The 15,277-nt window shown below is 27.4% G+C and carries 15 protein-coding genes; 11 read left to right on the top strand and 4 right to left on the bottom strand.

The features are described from left to right. On the bottom strand, positions 1-2,073 hold a 2,073-nt coding region (locus tag ACHZC3_RS03350; protein ID WP_394758463.1), incomplete at its 3' end, for a peptidase domain-containing ABC transporter. A 38-nt stretch (positions 2,074-2,111) separates the two neighbouring features. Here ACHZC3_RS03350 and ACHZC3_RS03355 point away from each other — a divergent pair. From ACHZC3_RS03355 to ACHZC3_RS03390, 8 genes are all read left to right on the top strand, one after another. Next, a complete protein-coding gene (locus tag ACHZC3_RS03355) occupies positions 2,112-3,428 on the top strand; it encodes a radical SAM protein (protein WP_394758464.1) in 1,317 nt (438 codons plus the stop codon). Continuing rightward, entirely contained in the window at positions 3,428-4,399 is a 972-nt protein-coding gene (locus ACHZC3_RS03360; protein WP_394758465.1) for a hypothetical protein, read from the top strand. The genes ACHZC3_RS03355 and ACHZC3_RS03360 overlap by 1 nt, the downstream gene beginning before the upstream one ends. Positions 4,400-4,634: 235 nt before the next feature. Beyond that, a complete protein-coding gene (locus ACHZC3_RS03365) occupies positions 4,635-4,877 on the top strand; it encodes a hypothetical protein (RefSeq protein WP_394758466.1) in 243 nt (80 codons plus the stop codon). A 137-nt stretch (positions 4,878-5,014) separates the two neighbouring features. Continuing rightward, complete coding sequence (locus ACHZC3_RS03370; RefSeq protein WP_394758467.1) at positions 5,015-6,775, top strand: hypothetical protein; 1,761 nt, start codon at positions 5,015-5,017, stop codon at positions 6,773-6,775. A 5-nt stretch (positions 6,776-6,780) separates the two neighbouring features. Continuing rightward, positions 6,781-8,550, top strand: coding sequence for a M1 family aminopeptidase (locus tag ACHZC3_RS03375; protein WP_394758468.1), 1,770 nt, complete (start codon positions 6,781-6,783; stop codon positions 8,548-8,550). Between the two features lie 577 nt (positions 8,551-9,127). Continuing rightward, positions 9,128-10,243 carry an RNA ligase gene (locus ACHZC3_RS03380; RefSeq protein ID WP_394758469.1) on the top strand — a complete coding sequence of 372 codons (1,116 nt, stop codon included), beginning with the start codon at positions 9,128-9,130 and terminating at the stop codon, positions 10,241-10,243. Positions 10,244-11,238: 995 nt separating this feature from the next. Continuing rightward, positions 11,239-11,661, top strand: a complete 423-nt coding sequence (locus ACHZC3_RS03385) for a DUF6943 family protein (protein WP_394758470.1) — start codon at positions 11,239-11,241, stop codon at positions 11,659-11,661. 16 nt (positions 11,662-11,677) lie between these two features. Continuing rightward, positions 11,678-11,857 (top strand): hypothetical protein, encoded by a 180-nt coding sequence (locus ACHZC3_RS03390; RefSeq protein ID WP_394758471.1) that lies wholly within the window; start codon positions 11,678-11,680, stop codon positions 11,855-11,857. A 237-nt stretch (positions 11,858-12,094) separates the two neighbouring features. On the opposite strand, the gene ACHZC3_RS03395 is transcribed toward ACHZC3_RS03390, so the two are convergent. Genes ACHZC3_RS03395 through ACHZC3_RS03405 form a run of 3 tightly spaced genes read right to left on the bottom strand, consistent with a single transcriptional unit; the run spans position 12,095 to position 13,483 of the window. Beyond that, positions 12,095-12,319 (bottom strand): hypothetical protein, encoded by a 225-nt coding sequence (locus tag ACHZC3_RS03395; RefSeq protein ID WP_394758472.1) that lies wholly within the window; start codon positions 12,317-12,319, stop codon positions 12,095-12,097. Positions 12,320-12,330: 11 nt separating this feature from the next. Then, positions 12,331-12,726 (bottom strand): DUF5675 family protein, encoded by a 396-nt coding sequence (locus tag ACHZC3_RS03400; RefSeq protein WP_394758473.1) that lies wholly within the window; start codon positions 12,724-12,726, stop codon positions 12,331-12,333. A gap of 1 nt (position 12,727) precedes the next feature. Further along, positions 12,728-13,483: a hypothetical protein gene (locus ACHZC3_RS03405; protein WP_394758474.1), complete on the bottom strand. Its 756-nt coding sequence runs from the start codon at positions 13,481-13,483 to the stop codon at positions 12,728-12,730. Positions 13,484-13,781: 298 nt separating this feature from the next. On the opposite strand from ACHZC3_RS03405, the gene ACHZC3_RS03410 reads away from it, so the two are divergent. The 3 genes from ACHZC3_RS03410 to ACHZC3_RS03420 all read left to right on the top strand — a co-directional run bounded on the left by ACHZC3_RS03410 (position 13,782) and on the right by ACHZC3_RS03420 (position 15,271). Beyond that, a complete protein-coding gene (locus ACHZC3_RS03410) occupies positions 13,782-13,985 on the top strand; it encodes a hypothetical protein (RefSeq protein ID WP_394758475.1) in 204 nt (67 codons plus the stop codon). A gap of 527 nt (positions 13,986-14,512) precedes the next feature. Next, positions 14,513-15,052 carry a helix-turn-helix domain-containing protein gene (locus ACHZC3_RS03415; protein WP_394758507.1) on the top strand — a complete coding sequence of 180 codons (540 nt, stop codon included), beginning with the start codon at positions 14,513-14,515 and terminating at the stop codon, positions 15,050-15,052. 24 nt (positions 15,053-15,076) lie between these two features. Beyond that, the gene (locus ACHZC3_RS03420; RefSeq protein WP_394758476.1) at positions 15,077-15,271 is read left to right on the top strand and encodes a hypothetical protein; all 195 of its coding nucleotides are present in this window, start codon (positions 15,077-15,079) and stop codon (positions 15,269-15,271) included. Positions 15,272-15,277 lie beyond the last annotated feature (6 nt).

Genomic DNA, 15,277 nt, shown 5'->3' on the forward strand with positions numbered 1-15,277 from the left:
ATTTAGCAACTCATCATGGCTACCTTGTTGAATAATTTTCCCATTGCTAATTAAAATAATTTTATCAGTATTAATAACTCTATTTAATTTATGTGTAATTATGACCACAGTTTTATCAATAAAAAACTCTTTTAAATTTTTTAGTATTTCGTACTCATTTGTAACATCTAAAGAACTTGTGGCTTCATCTAAAAACACAAATTTTGGATTCTTGTAAACTAATCGTGCTAATAATATTCTTTGTTTCTGTCCAGCACTTAAACCTTTGCCATTACCGTTAATAATTGTTTTAAGCCCATTCGGTAACGAGTCAATATAATCATGTATGTTCGTTATGTTAATTGAATAAACTAATCGTTCCATGTCAATATCAGTAGTTTCACCTACGATGTTTCGCAATATACTTTTATTAAAAAGATTACTATCTTGTAAGATAACTCCACAATTAGATCTCCACCATCTTGTGCTAATATTTTTTAGATTCATACCACCAATAGAAATTTTTCCATTATTTGGGTTTTGCAGTTTTAAAATTAATTTTAATATTGATGTTTTCCCACTTCCGCTACTTCCTATTATTGCAGTAACACTATTCTCAGAAATTTCAAAGCTAAGTTTGTCTAATCCAAATGTTTTTTTCCCATTGTCAGAATATCTATAACTGACATCATCAAAAATTATATTATTCTTTTCAGGAATTGAGGTAATAATTTCATGAATTTTTTCATGTTCATTATTTTCATCATGAATGGAAGTTAACCTTTTTACACTTATCAATGCCATTTGATAGTCTATGATAAATTTCGAGAAGTCTGAGATTGGTTTGTTAGTTTGCCCTATAATATATTGTATTGCAACCATTGATCCGAGGGTGATGTCCCCATTAATAACTGCTATTGCAGAAAAATACAGTATCAGTATATTCTTAAATTCATTAATAAAAACGGAACCTAAGGTATTAACCTGCTCATAAAATAAATTTTTTTTCTTTTCGTCAAATAATTTTACTTGTGTTCTTTCCCATTTCCAACGTTCTTGTTTTTCTAAATTTTCAAGCTTTATATCTTGCATATTTTGCAATATCTGAATCAGTACATTTTTATTAGTCGTAGTCAGTTTAAAAATATTAAAATCAAGCTTTTTCCTGGCATTCATGAAAAAAATATTCCATATCACATATAAAATACTTGATGATAAAAATATTAAGGAAATAGTATTGTCATAAAAGAACAGAATTATGGAAAATACAATAAATGTTAGTCCTGAAAATAAAACGTTTATCATAGACATCGTTAGAAAATTTTCAATTCTTCTTTGATCGTCTATTCTCTGAATGATGTCTCCTATTGATCTTGAGTTAAAAAAGCCAAGTGGAAGCTTGAATAATTTAGATAAAAAATCAGAAACTAAGGAAAGATTAATTCGAGAGCTTATATGTAAATAAATCCAGTTTCTTATAAACTCTGATATAACCTTACTCAATTGTAATACAATTAATGCAATCAAAATTACATGAACTAAGTCTAAATCTTTTCCGTTCACACCATTATCAATTAACATTTGTGTTAAAAATGGAGCAATAACTTGCAGTGTGGTAATTATTAATACACCTAAGAGTAGTTGAAAGAAATATTTTTTATAAGGCTTTAAATAAGAAATTAAAAATTTTAGTCCATCTTTTTTTTTGTCGCTTTTGGAAAAGAAAGTTGGTGTGGGTTCTAACGATAATATTCTAATTTTAAAATTATTAAAATCTAAACTGTTCCAGTTTTGAGAAGTTTCAACACCATTTTCAAACAATATAACATGGTTGTCTTTTTTTAAAACACCTATTAATCGATTATCTATTTCAATAACAAATGGTTTTTCAATATTTATTTTTTTGAAATCTTTGAAATCAATTCTATTTACTATTGTTCTAAATCCAAATGATTCTGAAACATCACTTATAAGCAATAGTGGTTCATCGTATGGAGAAGTTGTAAACTGCTCATTTAAATATTCATAAGTATATATTTTTTCATAATGCTTACATATCCATTTTAAAATAAGTATCTTCTCGTCGTTAATCATATTATTATATATATTTGCTCCAAATATAAATCAGTTTTATGAGATTTTTGAAATTAATTGAATTTGAGGGGGATTATTTTGTATATGATGTTGAAAATGTAAATTTGTATAAAATTGAGGAATCATTATTTCAATCAATCATAACAAATGAGATTTCTATAAATGATATAATTCCTTTAAAGGAAAATCTGGTATCTATCTCAAATGAAAGATTCTTGACTAATATTCACTTAAATGTTGCGCAAGTATGTAATTTAAGTTGTGGATATTGTTATGGAGTAGATGGAGAATATGGTTTAAAAGGGAAAATGAAGGAAGGGAATGCTCTAAAAGCAATTGATTATTTAATTGAAAATTCAGGCAGCGAGAGAACTCTTGAGGTAATCTTTTTTGGCGGTGAACCTTTACTAAATATCCCTATGATTAAAATTGTAGTAGATTATTGTAAGGAAAAAGAAAAAATAAATTCAAAAAAAATTAAGTTTGGTATTGTAACAAATGGTACTTTATTCAATAAGGAAATCAACAAATATTTAAACGATTATAATTTTAATGTTGTCATTAGTTTTGATGGTGATAAAGAAACCCAAGATAAAAATAGACCTTTTAGAGGCGGAAAAGGTTCTTATGACAGTATTTTGCCTAAAATCAAAACTTTTTTAGACAGCAGAGATGGTAATGCAACAGCAAGAGCTACAATAACCAATCATTCAAAAGAGCTATTGCATTACAGAAATAACTTAAAGGAAATGGGGTTTAAAAGTAGTTTTGTTCAACCAGTAACGTTATCTGATTACTCTAAAGAAAATTATGATATTGATGAAGTATCCGAAGAACAGAACCTAAAGCTAATAGAATATGATAAGAATGAGATTAAAGAGTTACTTTCTAAAGTTAAAAAAAGAGAGAATTTGGATGATTTTAAAGGTTCAAAATATGTTTTGTATTTAAAACAATTTTTAAGTAAAACTAAAAATACACAATATTGTGGAGTTTCAAGAAGTATGAGAGGAATTGCGGTCAATGGTGATATTTATCCTTGCCACAGGTTTGTCGGGGATAATAAATTTAAAATTGGACGAGTCGATACTAAAAATGATGGTGCCGAAGAAGAGTTCGATATTGATTTTGTAAATAATCATCCTCAATGTAAAGGTTGTTTTGCGAAATATTATTGTGGTGGTGGTGGCTGTATTCACAATAATTATGTTAAAAATGGAAATATAAAAGAGCTGGATCAGGAACATTGTATAAAAATGCATCATAAAATTAAATCGTTATTTAAATTTTATAGTGATTTAGACATTAATGATCGATTATATCTGGTAAACGAATTAAATTTTAAGTTTAGTTAATGAAAGTTATAGAATTAATACAAAAAGGCGAAATTTATGCTTTTGAAGAAGAAAAAAATTGTTTTTTGTTTTCAAGGTTTGATAATAATCTTTACAACATCAGTAATGAAACATATGAATATTTAAGCCAAAAATTAGATGATTTTGTTTTAAATAAGAACAATGAAGAAATAATATTTAAGCCTTTAAATACTACAAATAAAAAAATAAATAATAATCTTACTATTAATTTTTCAGTATATCAAAAAGACACATTATCTCTTGTTATCAAAAATATTTTGGATAATTATAACTTTTACAATATTGTTTATTTAGTCATTGAAATAAATAATGAGACAATTAATTTAATTGAGGAAATTATTAAATGGTTTAATGGTTATGAAAGAATAGTTATTGTTTGTAGAGTGAATATGGAAGAAAATTATTTTTTGAATGTTTTAAAATCTAATTTAAATAGACTTTCCAAAATAACGACTATAAAATTTATAATTGATAGTTACCATGTTTTATATAATCTTGACAATAATAATTCAGAAAATAAATCAATAAAAATTAGTCCTTTGCTATCTTCTAGAATACTAAATGATATTGAAAAGAAAATTGTTGTTGATTTAATGTTTAACACACCTGGAATAAAACAATATAATAAATCGTTACAATCTAATTTAAAAATAAGGCCTTTAGTAATACAAAGTATAAACGATAAAGAGTTACTAAGAACATGTAATGATACTAATAATTGCAACAGTTGTTGGGCAAAGAATGCTTGCTTTTCTAATAACCTTTATAATACATTTTCTTCTCACCCATATAGTTGTTCTTTAAACAAACAAAACTGTGATATTATAAAAGAAACATTAGAAAAAGTTTTTAATATTAACATTAGTAATAAAAAGAATCAACTAGAGGAAAAATTATCTAATAAAAGTATTATTTTTCAAAAATTTTCAATAATTCACTTAAATACTTAAAATAAATACTTTTATAACGACAACACTTAAAAAAGATTAAAAATAACATTCAAATTAACGTAAAAGCTAAAAATTCTCTTTTTGAAAAAAAAGATTTTTGTTTTTTCAAATAAGATTATTATGTTTGTAAAAAAAAGATATGAAAAAAATAAATTTAAATTTTAAAAAACCAAATTTAAAAGAGCTTGATTTAGTAAAGGGTTGTCCTCCCGATACCGACTTTAATCACAATGGGGTGGATGATGATGATTTTAATGGTGATGGTGAATATAATTCATTAGATGAAGCATATTGGGAGGGGTATGATGATGGATATAATGACGATGACAATATGATCGACATGGAAGGTTATTCCGAGGCTAATCCAGATTCTCCATATATAGAACATGATAATCCTTATGAACCTGGAACAATTGAGCACTTAATGTGGGAAGGTGGTCATAGAGAGGGTAGCAGAGATTGTGAAGGAGGATATTAAGACTGATTGTATTTAGGTATTATTAAAAAGGCAAAGAATATATTTTAGGAAAAATTTATAATAATTAAAAACACTTTTTTTAAAACAAAATATTTCTAACAAATTTAAGGTGATTATTTCACCTTTTTTTATTTACTATGAAAGCGATTATAAAATCATTTTTTATTTTTTTGTTTATTAACAATTCTTATTCACAATCTAAGGTTAAAGCGAGTATAATTGTTGATTCTTCAGGGAATATGTATGTTTCACAAAATTTAGTAAAAAAAGTAAATGATACTATTTTATTTAATGAAAAAATTAAACTTTATAATGAAAAAGTAACAAAGTTAGCTAAGCCTGTAAAAGTATTAGATAGGACTTTTTATCAGTTTTTAATAAATGATACTATAATTGAATATCCTTTTACCACTACTAAAAATAAATATGATGATTATACAATAGGAAAGAATTTTTTCTATACATCCTTAAATTATTTAGGATTGCACAAAAGTTTGTTAAATGAAAAGAAAAGATTTGATTTACATTTTGCATTCTCAAGAAGTTTTAGATTAGTCTACCCTACAAAAAAAGATTTAGAGGGCGATTTTAATTATATACCTATAATTATTGCTGGTAAGTACAAGGAAAACTTAATTAAAGGTTTTAAAATTTATAGCTTTGAAAACGAAAATATATATGATAGGAAAATTAAAAAAATCGCTCTTATTTTAGATAAATCATTTCAATTTTATAGAAGATATTATGGCGATAAAGTTAGGAAGCCGAAAATTGTTTTTCTCCCATTTGTAACTAGTTTACAAGGGAAAGTTGGAGAAAATATTATTTTACTAGATTATGAATTACTTAAAAAAAAAGAAATAAATACTCATGTAATTGTCCAAAATTTAGCAAGTTTATGGTGGAGTATAAATTCTACAAAATTCAAAAATTTTGTTTATAACGAATCAATTACTGAATTCATGAGTTTGCAATTTTTAAAAAGTAGTAACAATAAGAATGAACTACTTAATTCTCTAAATGTCAAAAACTATAATTGTGAAGGATTATTTAATTCTATGGGCGAACTTAAAAAAGATAGTTATTTGTTGTCTCATAATATACTACCATTGCTTTTTGTAAATGAGCAAAATAAGAATTCAGATTATTTTAAAGAAATTGCTAGTTTCCATAAGTTGAATGAAAATCGTATGGATATAGACAAGAAAGATTTGGATTTTTTCCTAAAAGCACATAAATTAGATTCTGTATTTGAAAATCTTGAGTTTATGGACTTTTCAATTGAGAAAAATATTGATAAACCAGAAATCATTATAAAATATGATAAAAATATTGAGGGATTGGTTACAGTGCCTCTGCAAATAATGGATTCAAATAATAAAGTTTATATTGAAAATTTAATCTTTTCAAATGAAAAACAGACTTTCACTAAATCGATTAAGAATATTAAAAAAATTATAATTGATCCTGAATTTACAATTCTACAATCTTCAAATTTAAATGATGTATGGATTGCTACTTCGGATTCTTATTTTTCAAAAAATAAGTATTTTGATTTTGAAAAACTTAACGCCAAAGCTTTACAAATAGGTAATATACTGATTGAGTATTTAATGAATCAAAATAATGATATATTTGGTTTAATAAATGATAATATTTCAAAAAATAAGGAAATAGTTTTAAATATTAAAAACGATTTGAAGTTGTCAGATGTTTCAAAAATAGAAGGAGCTTCAATTTTTCATGAAGAAGGAAAAAAAATTATAGAATTTAAAATACTAAAAAAAATAAATTCAAAAAATAAATTATTTGTTATTAGGTTATTTGTAAACGAAAGTCTAACCTCAATAACTAAAATAGTTTATAATGAACCTTTATTTGACTATAGGAAAAATTAATAATTATGATGAATTTTATATCAGATTTATTAGCCAAACTATTTAAAATTTTATTTTTATTTTTATCTAATTATTGTATTTCTCAAAGTACTATAAAAGCAGATATTAAAATAGATTATATGGGAGATATGTATGTTTCCCAAAAGTTAGATTTTGAAACATCTGATACTATTCTCTATAATCCAAGGGTTGATTTATTTGGTAAAAAAGCTAAAAAAATTGCCACTTCTATTAAATTTTCTAATCGTAATTATAATCAGTTTATAATTAAGGATAGTATTGTTAATTATGTTTTTAGTTCTGTCAAGAATAAATATGATGATTATACTATAACTAAGGACTTCTTTTATACTTCCTTAAATTACCTCGGAATAAACAAGAATATATTAAAAAAAAGAAAAATATTTCAACTTCAATTTAATCTACCTAAAAATTTCGAATTAGTTTATCCTACAAATAGTGATTTAGAAAACTCGTTTAGTACGACTCCATTTATCATTGCTGGAAAGTTTACAGAAAGTAAGATTAATGATTTTGAAGTGTATTACAATCCAAAAGATAGTATTTATATAACGAGAATTAATGAAATTATGGATTTTGTTAATAAATCCTTTGAATACTATAACAAATTGCAGAATACTAAATCAGTAAAACCTAAAATTATTTTCCTCCCTTTTGGAACTAATTTAGCTGGTAGAACAAGTCAATCTCTCATTATGTTTGATACTGGTTTGCTTCAAGATAAAGTATTAAATAAAAGATTGATTGCTCATGAAGTAGCTCATTCTTGGTGGGGACTTGATTGTGCGAAATTTAAAAACTTAGTTTATACAGAAGCTATTGCAGAGTTTATGGCTATGCAATTATTAGAAGATTTTAAAGATGTTGACTATTTAAATCAATTGTTAAACATGAAAAATTATAATTGTGAAGGTTTGATACAAATGGGTAAAGAGATCAAAACTGAACAAAACAATCATTCATTATCGTATAATCTATATCCTTTATTTTTTTATTATCAACAAAGTAATAATTCTAATCTTCTAAATAAAATTGTCGATTTCAATAAAGAGTATATTGACCAACAAGAAATCGAAATTCAAGAACTAAACCATTATTTAGAGAAGTTTAAATTAAAAAAAGTTATAGACAAATATGATTTAATAGATATATCAATTGAGGAGAATAATAAAAAAAATCAAGTTTTAATAAAATATAATGGAAACATAGAAAAGTTAGTTACAGTTCCAATTGAAATAATTGACATTAATGGAGGAAAAAGTATTGACTATTTAAATTTTTCAAAAGAAAAACTAGTTTTTAATAAATCCGTTGAAAATATTAAAAAAATAGTGATTGATCCAAAATTTACTGTTTTTCAATTAACTAATCTGAATGACGTTTGGCTTAATAATTCAGAATCATATTTTTCAAAAAATAAATATTCAGATTTTGAAAAAATAGAGCCTAGAATTATAGAAATTTCAACCATGTTTGTAGACTATTTAATCGATAGAAATAGAACAATATTATCATTTATTAATGATAATATTGAAATTAATAAATCAGTACTTTTAAAAATAAAGAAAGATTTGAATTATAATGTAAATACAAAAATTAATGGTGCTGTAACTTCTTATAATAAAGAAAGAAAGAATGTTGAAATAAAATTGCTTTCAGGAGATAAGGTACTTGTTTTTAATTTGAGTGTAAACGAAATGATAAATTCAATAAATTCAATAAATTATAAATCCTCTTTTAAAGAAGACGAATGAGATTTACATTTAAAGGGGTGTTTATTAAACTTTTAGAATTCTTAAAAAGCACTATTAATTTCAACACATCAATAGTACTGTTTTCATGCCTTTTATTGTGTGAAATCTTTTGTTTTAATCGTCTCTTTTATATTGAACTAGTAACTATTCCTTTCTCTATCTTTATATCATATTTTTACATAATCCTTTTTTATTTTATTTTAAATTCCAAAAAGGCTAAACAGCTATTAAAGTACAAAAAAATATTTAAGTATTATAAAACTAAGAACACCAACTATTTTGAAAAACAATTTAAAGATGTGTTTGTAGAAGAAATTGTTATACGGTATATGCCTTATTTAATGATGTTATACATCTATCCTTTTAATATATATTTAACCATTATTATAATAATTGTAATTACTTTTTTATTTACAATTATTCATGAATTTAATCATTGGTTTTTATTAATAGAATTCTTCTTGTTTTTTATATTTATTTTTATTCTTTTTGCCATCACAAAAAGTTTTAGTATTTTATTTTTCCCTCATTTAATAAGAAACTTACTTATACAGTATTTATTAAAAAACCAAAGAGCATGATTAAAAGCGGACATATAGATATTCCAGAATATAAAAAATATATAAAAAATGGTTATTTTACGATAGAAAAGCATCCTGATGCTGATTTATATATATATGGTTATTCAACAGGTCCATTGGCTTCTAAAAATTTAAAGTGGAATGTAGTTACTAGACAAATGCGTGGGCTGATAACTAACTCAAACGGTAAAATTTTATCAAGATCATTTGAAAAATTTTTTACATTTAACCAATATTTAAGCGAAAACAAAGTGCTTTTAAGCGATGGTCAAGTAACTAGCTTGCCATATTTACCTTACAAAATATATGAAAAATTAGATGGATCCTTAGCCGTATTATACTGGATTGAAGATACTCCTTATCTAGCTACACAAAGATCTTTTACAAGCTTGAAGGCTAAAAAAGCAACTGAAATTCTTCACAACAAATACTATAATCTATTTGATAAATTAAAAAAAGATAGAACATATATTTTTGAAGCTATTTATGCTGAATCTAAAGTACTTATTGACTATGGTAATGCTGAGGATTTAATTCTTCTTGGAATTATTGATAATGAAACGGGGAAAGATTATCCGTTAGAAGATATTGGTTTTCCAATTGCTAAGGACTGGACAGATGATTTGTCAAATATAAAATCACTTGAGGATTTAAAAGCTTTAAACATAGAGAATAAAGAAGGTTTAGTTATTGTTTATGAAAATGGTTTTAGAGTTAAAATTAAGTTTCCATGGTATAAAGAATCTCATTTACTTGTTAATAAAATTATTCAGTATGAATATTACATTGATCTTATTCAAAAACAATTAAAAGGATTATTAAATCTACCTGAAAATATCCCAAATACTGTCGATTTGTGGAAAAGATTTCAAAAAGAGGAGTCCATTTTTGAAATTTTAAAAGATTTCCCAAATCAATATAAATTTTTTGGAATTGATAATTGGGTTGAACAGGAGTATAATAAGTATATTGAAAAGGCTAAAAATTTAAATGATAAATTTGTTAATCCAGATGAAAATACGATTTTAGATATTAAGCAACTAATATTTAATCCCTCCAGTGAAAATATTATGTGGAATAGATGGAAACAGCTAGAAGATAAATATGATTAATAAAATATTAATTTCTAGATTTTTCCACCCAAAATAAATTTAAAAATACACAGAGCAATTTAGCGGTCTCTCTTCGGTCGTTCCCTTTGTTTCGTTCGGCTGTTTCAGTCGGTCGTACCTTCCTCCATTCCACAGGCACTCCAACAGCACAGAGAAATAACAGCTTTGAAAAAAAGCAGTTATTTCTCTGCGCCGTTTTCGTTCCTCATCTTCACACGGTCACTTCCTACGTTCGTCGGGACTACTACATCCACAATACAGCCTCATTTGTTACGCTCCGTAAACTACGCTTCTCGCCATTCGGCAGTATTGTGTCTGCCGTCCCTTGTTGTTTCAGCGGTTGCTCTTTCGCCCAGCCATTGGGGTTGGCTCCGTTAGCACTTTGCCCTAAATCAAGGAACGTCTCGTCCCAAAAGACGAGACTGACTTTTATTTTTCCCCCACCGTTTCACGCTCGCAGTGCTACTCTCCACTTCGTCTCGTCAAAAAAGACGAGACTACGTTTCGTTCCCACCCTGCGGTGGCTGTTCGATTGCCGCAACACCGCCACTTCGCTCCTCGCAAAAAAAAATCCGTAAAAACTCCATTTTTTTACTGCGGTGCTTGGGGGTGTTCTTTAACCCAGAACATTAGCTTTTAAAATCAACATTTTTCAGATCACATTTCATAAGAAATTTTTCGAAAGCGAGAAAAAATAAAAAATAAAAAATAAATAAAAAGAAAGTAAAGGTAAGTTCCAGTTTCAAGAAAAGAAAGTTCAAGCCCTTCGGGTTTTCAAAAAAATCTCCACCCTACATTTTCGTTCACATCAACATTTGACTAAAATCAAAATCTCACTTCTGCGCAATAGTATCTTAAAATTCCGGGTAGTATTTTTTTGAAAAAACTTGCTTTTCTTGAAACCTTCACTTGAAGTACGACTTTCTTTTTTTTTCTTTTTTCTTTTAAAAAAAATTAATAAAAAGTAGGTTATCGGAAATTTTAAATCTAAATATATGCCAAACTTTATCATTAATACTCACAGGAAAGACACTCATTATCAACAACCTCATCTGTTTATTTTGAACAAAGGATTGAATAGCGGAAAACCTAAAAAAGAGCCATTTACAAACAGTTTTGTTTTAATTTTTGAAAATGAAAACGATTGTGAGAATTACTTCTTTGTTGCTTATAGTTTATGGCAAACTAAATTTTGGCATTCCTTTTTGTATGGTTCGGTTATTCCGTTTTTACGAATTGATGATTTTAGAAAAGAGTTTAATAAAAAAGCGAATGTTATGATGGAAGAATATGAAACGCATCAAAAAAACATAACTGCTTTAAAACTTTTGGAGCAAAAAGAAAAATATTTAAATCAAAACTTGCTATTAATAAACGATTTACGAAAAGTAATTATTCATAACTATTGTAAAATATAATTTTAAAAACCATCATATGAAACTATTTATTTTATACCAAACTGACAATTGGAAATCCAAAGCATCAAGAGTATGTTTTGGTATTTTCGACACTAGAGCCAAAGCCATTGATAGTGCAAAATGGCAAGAATTGTACACTTATAACTCTGAAGTGATAGTTTTAGAAGTTACACTAAATCTTTTTGAAGAAATCTAAAAAAAAATGCCCAATCCTAGTAGGAGAGGGCATTTCTAAAATCTAATCCAAAGGTCACCACGACTAGAATTAGACTATTTTTTGTGCTTTCTTATTAAAATTTTGAGTAGTAAAGAAATTAAAAAACTGACTATCGCTCCAAGTGAAGCAAGAATTATAGTTTTCAACACATCTTCCGAATGTAAATTTGGTAAAATACTCAAAAATGTACCGCCAGCGGTACCAACTAACGTTGTGTTACTGTGTTGTAATTGCATCGTCTTTTGTAGTTGTTAGTTGGCTTACAGCCGATAAAACGCCACCAGCAACGGCTACATAACCGCCAACAGTAACAACAATTGCGGGCAAAGCAACTGGAGCTGCTAAAATTGTTCCGCCTACTGCTGCCAAAACCAATCCAATGTTTCGAAGCACTTTAAAAAACTTCGGAGTGGAGGACTTTACTCTTTTTATGATATTCATAATCAATGAATTTAAGATTTGATAATTAATTCAACACTTTCGTTTTTATCTAAAATTGGATAAACTAAATTTTTCAATTTAGTAAATGCTTTTCGAGACATTAGACCCAAACCTGGTCCAGAAAGTTTTGTTACTGGAGCAATACAACCGTTTAATTCTTGCAAAGCATTGTTAGCAGGATGAAACAAAATTAAACTTCTGTTTTTTACATCTAAAACCTCCAAATGCCATTGAAATTTCTTGCTGTATCTCTTTTTTATAAAATATTTCCCTTCAGGAATACAGGAAACTTTCGTTTCGTTATTCTTGTATGGCAATTCAATTGTCGAACAAATAAGTTTGCCTTCGCATTCGAGTTTTCCGTTTGTTCCATCGGGGAAATAAGTTCGGGATAATGTCAAAACCATCTTACACACCACTAACTTTTACCAATGCTAAAGGGTTGTAAGCACCGTTTTTAAGCGCATACATTTGACCATTTACCAATTGGTAAAACTCAACTCCAAGAGCTAAAAACAAAGGTTTTGTACTTGCTGGTGTTACCGTATTGGTTTGCGTAATAATTGCTGTTGCTAACGAATCCCAAGGTAAAATTGCTGTTTCAGAATTTTCAACTACAAAAGTTTCCGCTTCAAAATCTACCTCAGCACCAGCAGAAATGATTTTAAAATGCGTTGTTCCGCTTGGAGCTGCAATCATATTAGCAGGAATAAATGAAGCCAATTTAACTTCGATTACTCCTGTTGGACGGTCAATTGTTGCTACAAACGGTGCAAATAAACTCGTTCCAAGTTTCCCACGAATATTGAATTCAAAACCTGTTAAAAGTTCCGCTTCACCATCAATGATGTTTCGCAAACCTCTTTCGCTAACTAAATCGGCTTGTAAAACCTTAACCATCGATTGTGTTAATCGGCTAACCATTCTACCATCGGCAGAATTTAAAAGCAACGCTCTTAAAGACGTTCTCAAAATTTTCCCTGCTTTCCCAGCTCGACCAAACTCTGAACCATTTTCACGTGTTCTTTGAAACGCTGGATCGCTCGCAATTCTGTTCGCATCGATTCCGCCTTTTTCGCGAGCCAAATGTCCGTCTTGGGTTTTGTAAAAAGTAATATCTCCAATAGTACCTTTCAATTTAATTATGCCTTTCTGTCTTGCCATAATTTCTAAAATTTAGATTAATAATTACTCTAAATCATCTTTCTGTTGCAACATTTTTCGATTGATTTCTAGACAAATTTTGGTCAATTAAAGCAAATAAAAAAGGTGTGACTATTCCAAATGTCACAGTGTGGTAATAATGTCACAAATAGGTATAAATGTCATTCAAAAAAGGAATAGAATTTCCATTAAATCGATTGTTTTAGTATTCAAATTTTTACTAAATTTAAACATTGAAAATTATTTTGAACTAGTAATCAGAAGTTAGTTAAAGCCTAGTCATAGGCATAGATAAAGTATGAAAATCGAAAATAAGAGAGTATGTATTTACCCAAAGGACATACAGCTCATTACGGGCAAGAGTTATCGACAAAGTATTAGATTGTCGCAAAAGGTTAGAAAAGACCTCAACAAGCTTGAAAATGAGTTTTTAACCATTGATGAGTTTTGTTTGTATGCAGGTTTAAAATATGAACAAGTGGCTCACTTGATTTTTGGATAAAATATGATAATTTAAAATTCAAATTTTACATCAAACAGGAAAAAAGTATCTTTAAATAACTAGTTCAAATTTTGAACTTTACTAATGATTTTCTCAAGTATTTTTTGTAAATTTGTATGTCTTCACAAGTGATAAACTATATCAAAATAGGAGGGGCACAATTAGGGGCATAGTAAAATTTAAACATTTTAAATGTCATATAATCAGTATGTTGAGTGAATAATCCAAATCCCTCTTTCTCCGCGGATTAAAAATCAAATTAAACTAAACCCTTTAAACTCAATGTTTAAAGGGTTTTTTTATAGGATAATCCTCATTACTTTTGATAGAAATAGCAAAGACAAACTATAACCAATTATAAAATCATACCTTACAAAAATATAATTTACTAAAAATCAATAAATTATATTTTAAAACCTGTGAATTATATAACTTTTAGTTAACCTTATATAACCTTTTTAGTTTTTATTGAATCAACTTTGACAAATCATTAAAACAACAACAATTTGAAACTTTACATAAAATATATGGTTAGCAATCGCTGTAAACTAGCGGTGCGAGACGAACTTAAAAAACTGGGGCTGCATTTTATTGTGGTCGATTTAGGCGAAGTCGAGATTATGGAAAATCTAACTTCTGAAAAAAGAGAACTACTAAAACGTGGTTTACTAGATTCTGGTTTAGAATTAATGGATGACAAAAAAGCCATTTTGATTGAGAAAATCAAGAATATTATCATTCAAATGATTCATCATTCGGAAGATGTTATTAAAGTAAATTTTTCTGATTATTTGAGTGAGAAATTAGAACATAACTACACGTATCTCGCCAATATGTTTTCGGAAGTACAAGGCACAACTATTGAGCATTTTATTATTTCGCACAAAATAGAGCGCATCAAAGAACTCATTATTTACGGCGAACATAATGTAACGGAAATTGCTTGGAAAATGGGTTACAGCAGTGTGGCACATTTGTCGAGTCAGTTCAAAAAAGTAACGGGATTGTCTCCATCGCATTTCAAACAACTCAAAGACAAACGCAGAACATCTATTGAAGAAATATAATACCAACAATTAAAAATAAAAATCATGAACATTAAAAGAATTTTTGGAGCTATACTCACATTGTTAGGAATAGCAGGACTTATTTATACTGCACAATTATTTATGAATACTTCCGGTGGTAACAACGATATTAAATCATTAATCATCTACGGAGTTTTAGGATTACTTTTTTTTATAACTGGAATTAGTTTGGTTCGCACTACAAAAGACGAATCTTAATTGTTA

The organism is Flavobacterium sp. (assembly GCF_043720215.1).
In the GTDB taxonomy this organism is placed as follows: Bacteria; Bacteroidota; Bacteroidia; order Flavobacteriales; family Flavobacteriaceae; genus Flavobacterium.

Coding starts and splice junctions, on each gene's coding strand:
- ACHZC3_RS03355 (WP_394758464.1), top strand. CDS start 2,112: ATGAGATTTTTGAAATTAATTGAATTTGAGGGGGATTATTTTGTATAT.
- ACHZC3_RS03360 (WP_394758465.1), top strand. CDS start 3,428: ATGAAAGTTATAGAATTAATACAAAAAGGCGAAATTTATGCTTTTGAA.
- ACHZC3_RS03370 (WP_394758467.1), top strand. CDS start 5,015: ATGAAAGCGATTATAAAATCATTTTTTATTTTTTTGTTTATTAACAAT.
- ACHZC3_RS03375 (WP_394758468.1), top strand. CDS start 6,781: ATGATGAATTTTATATCAGATTTATTAGCCAAACTATTTAAAATTTTA.
- ACHZC3_RS03380 (WP_394758469.1), top strand. CDS start 9,128: ATGATTAAAAGCGGACATATAGATATTCCAGAATATAAAAAATATATA.
- ACHZC3_RS03385 (WP_394758470.1), top strand. CDS start 11,239: ATGCCAAACTTTATCATTAATACTCACAGGAAAGACACTCATTATCAA.
- ACHZC3_RS03390 (WP_394758471.1), top strand. CDS start 11,678: ATGAAACTATTTATTTTATACCAAACTGACAATTGGAAATCCAAAGCA.
- ACHZC3_RS03395 (WP_394758472.1), bottom strand. CDS start 12,319: ATGAATATCATAAAAAGAGTAAAGTCCTCCACTCCGAAGTTTTTTAAA.
- ACHZC3_RS03400 (WP_394758473.1), bottom strand. CDS start 12,726: ATGGTTTTGACATTATCCCGAACTTATTTCCCCGATGGAACAAACGGA.
- ACHZC3_RS03405 (WP_394758474.1), bottom strand. CDS start 13,483: ATGGCAAGACAGAAAGGCATAATTAAATTGAAAGGTACTATTGGAGAT.
- ACHZC3_RS03410 (WP_394758475.1), top strand. CDS start 13,782: ATGAAAATCGAAAATAAGAGAGTATGTATTTACCCAAAGGACATACAG.
- ACHZC3_RS03415 (WP_394758507.1), top strand. CDS start 14,513: ATGGTTAGCAATCGCTGTAAACTAGCGGTGCGAGACGAACTTAAAAAA.
- ACHZC3_RS03420 (WP_394758476.1), top strand. CDS start 15,077: ATGAACATTAAAAGAATTTTTGGAGCTATACTCACATTGTTAGGAATA.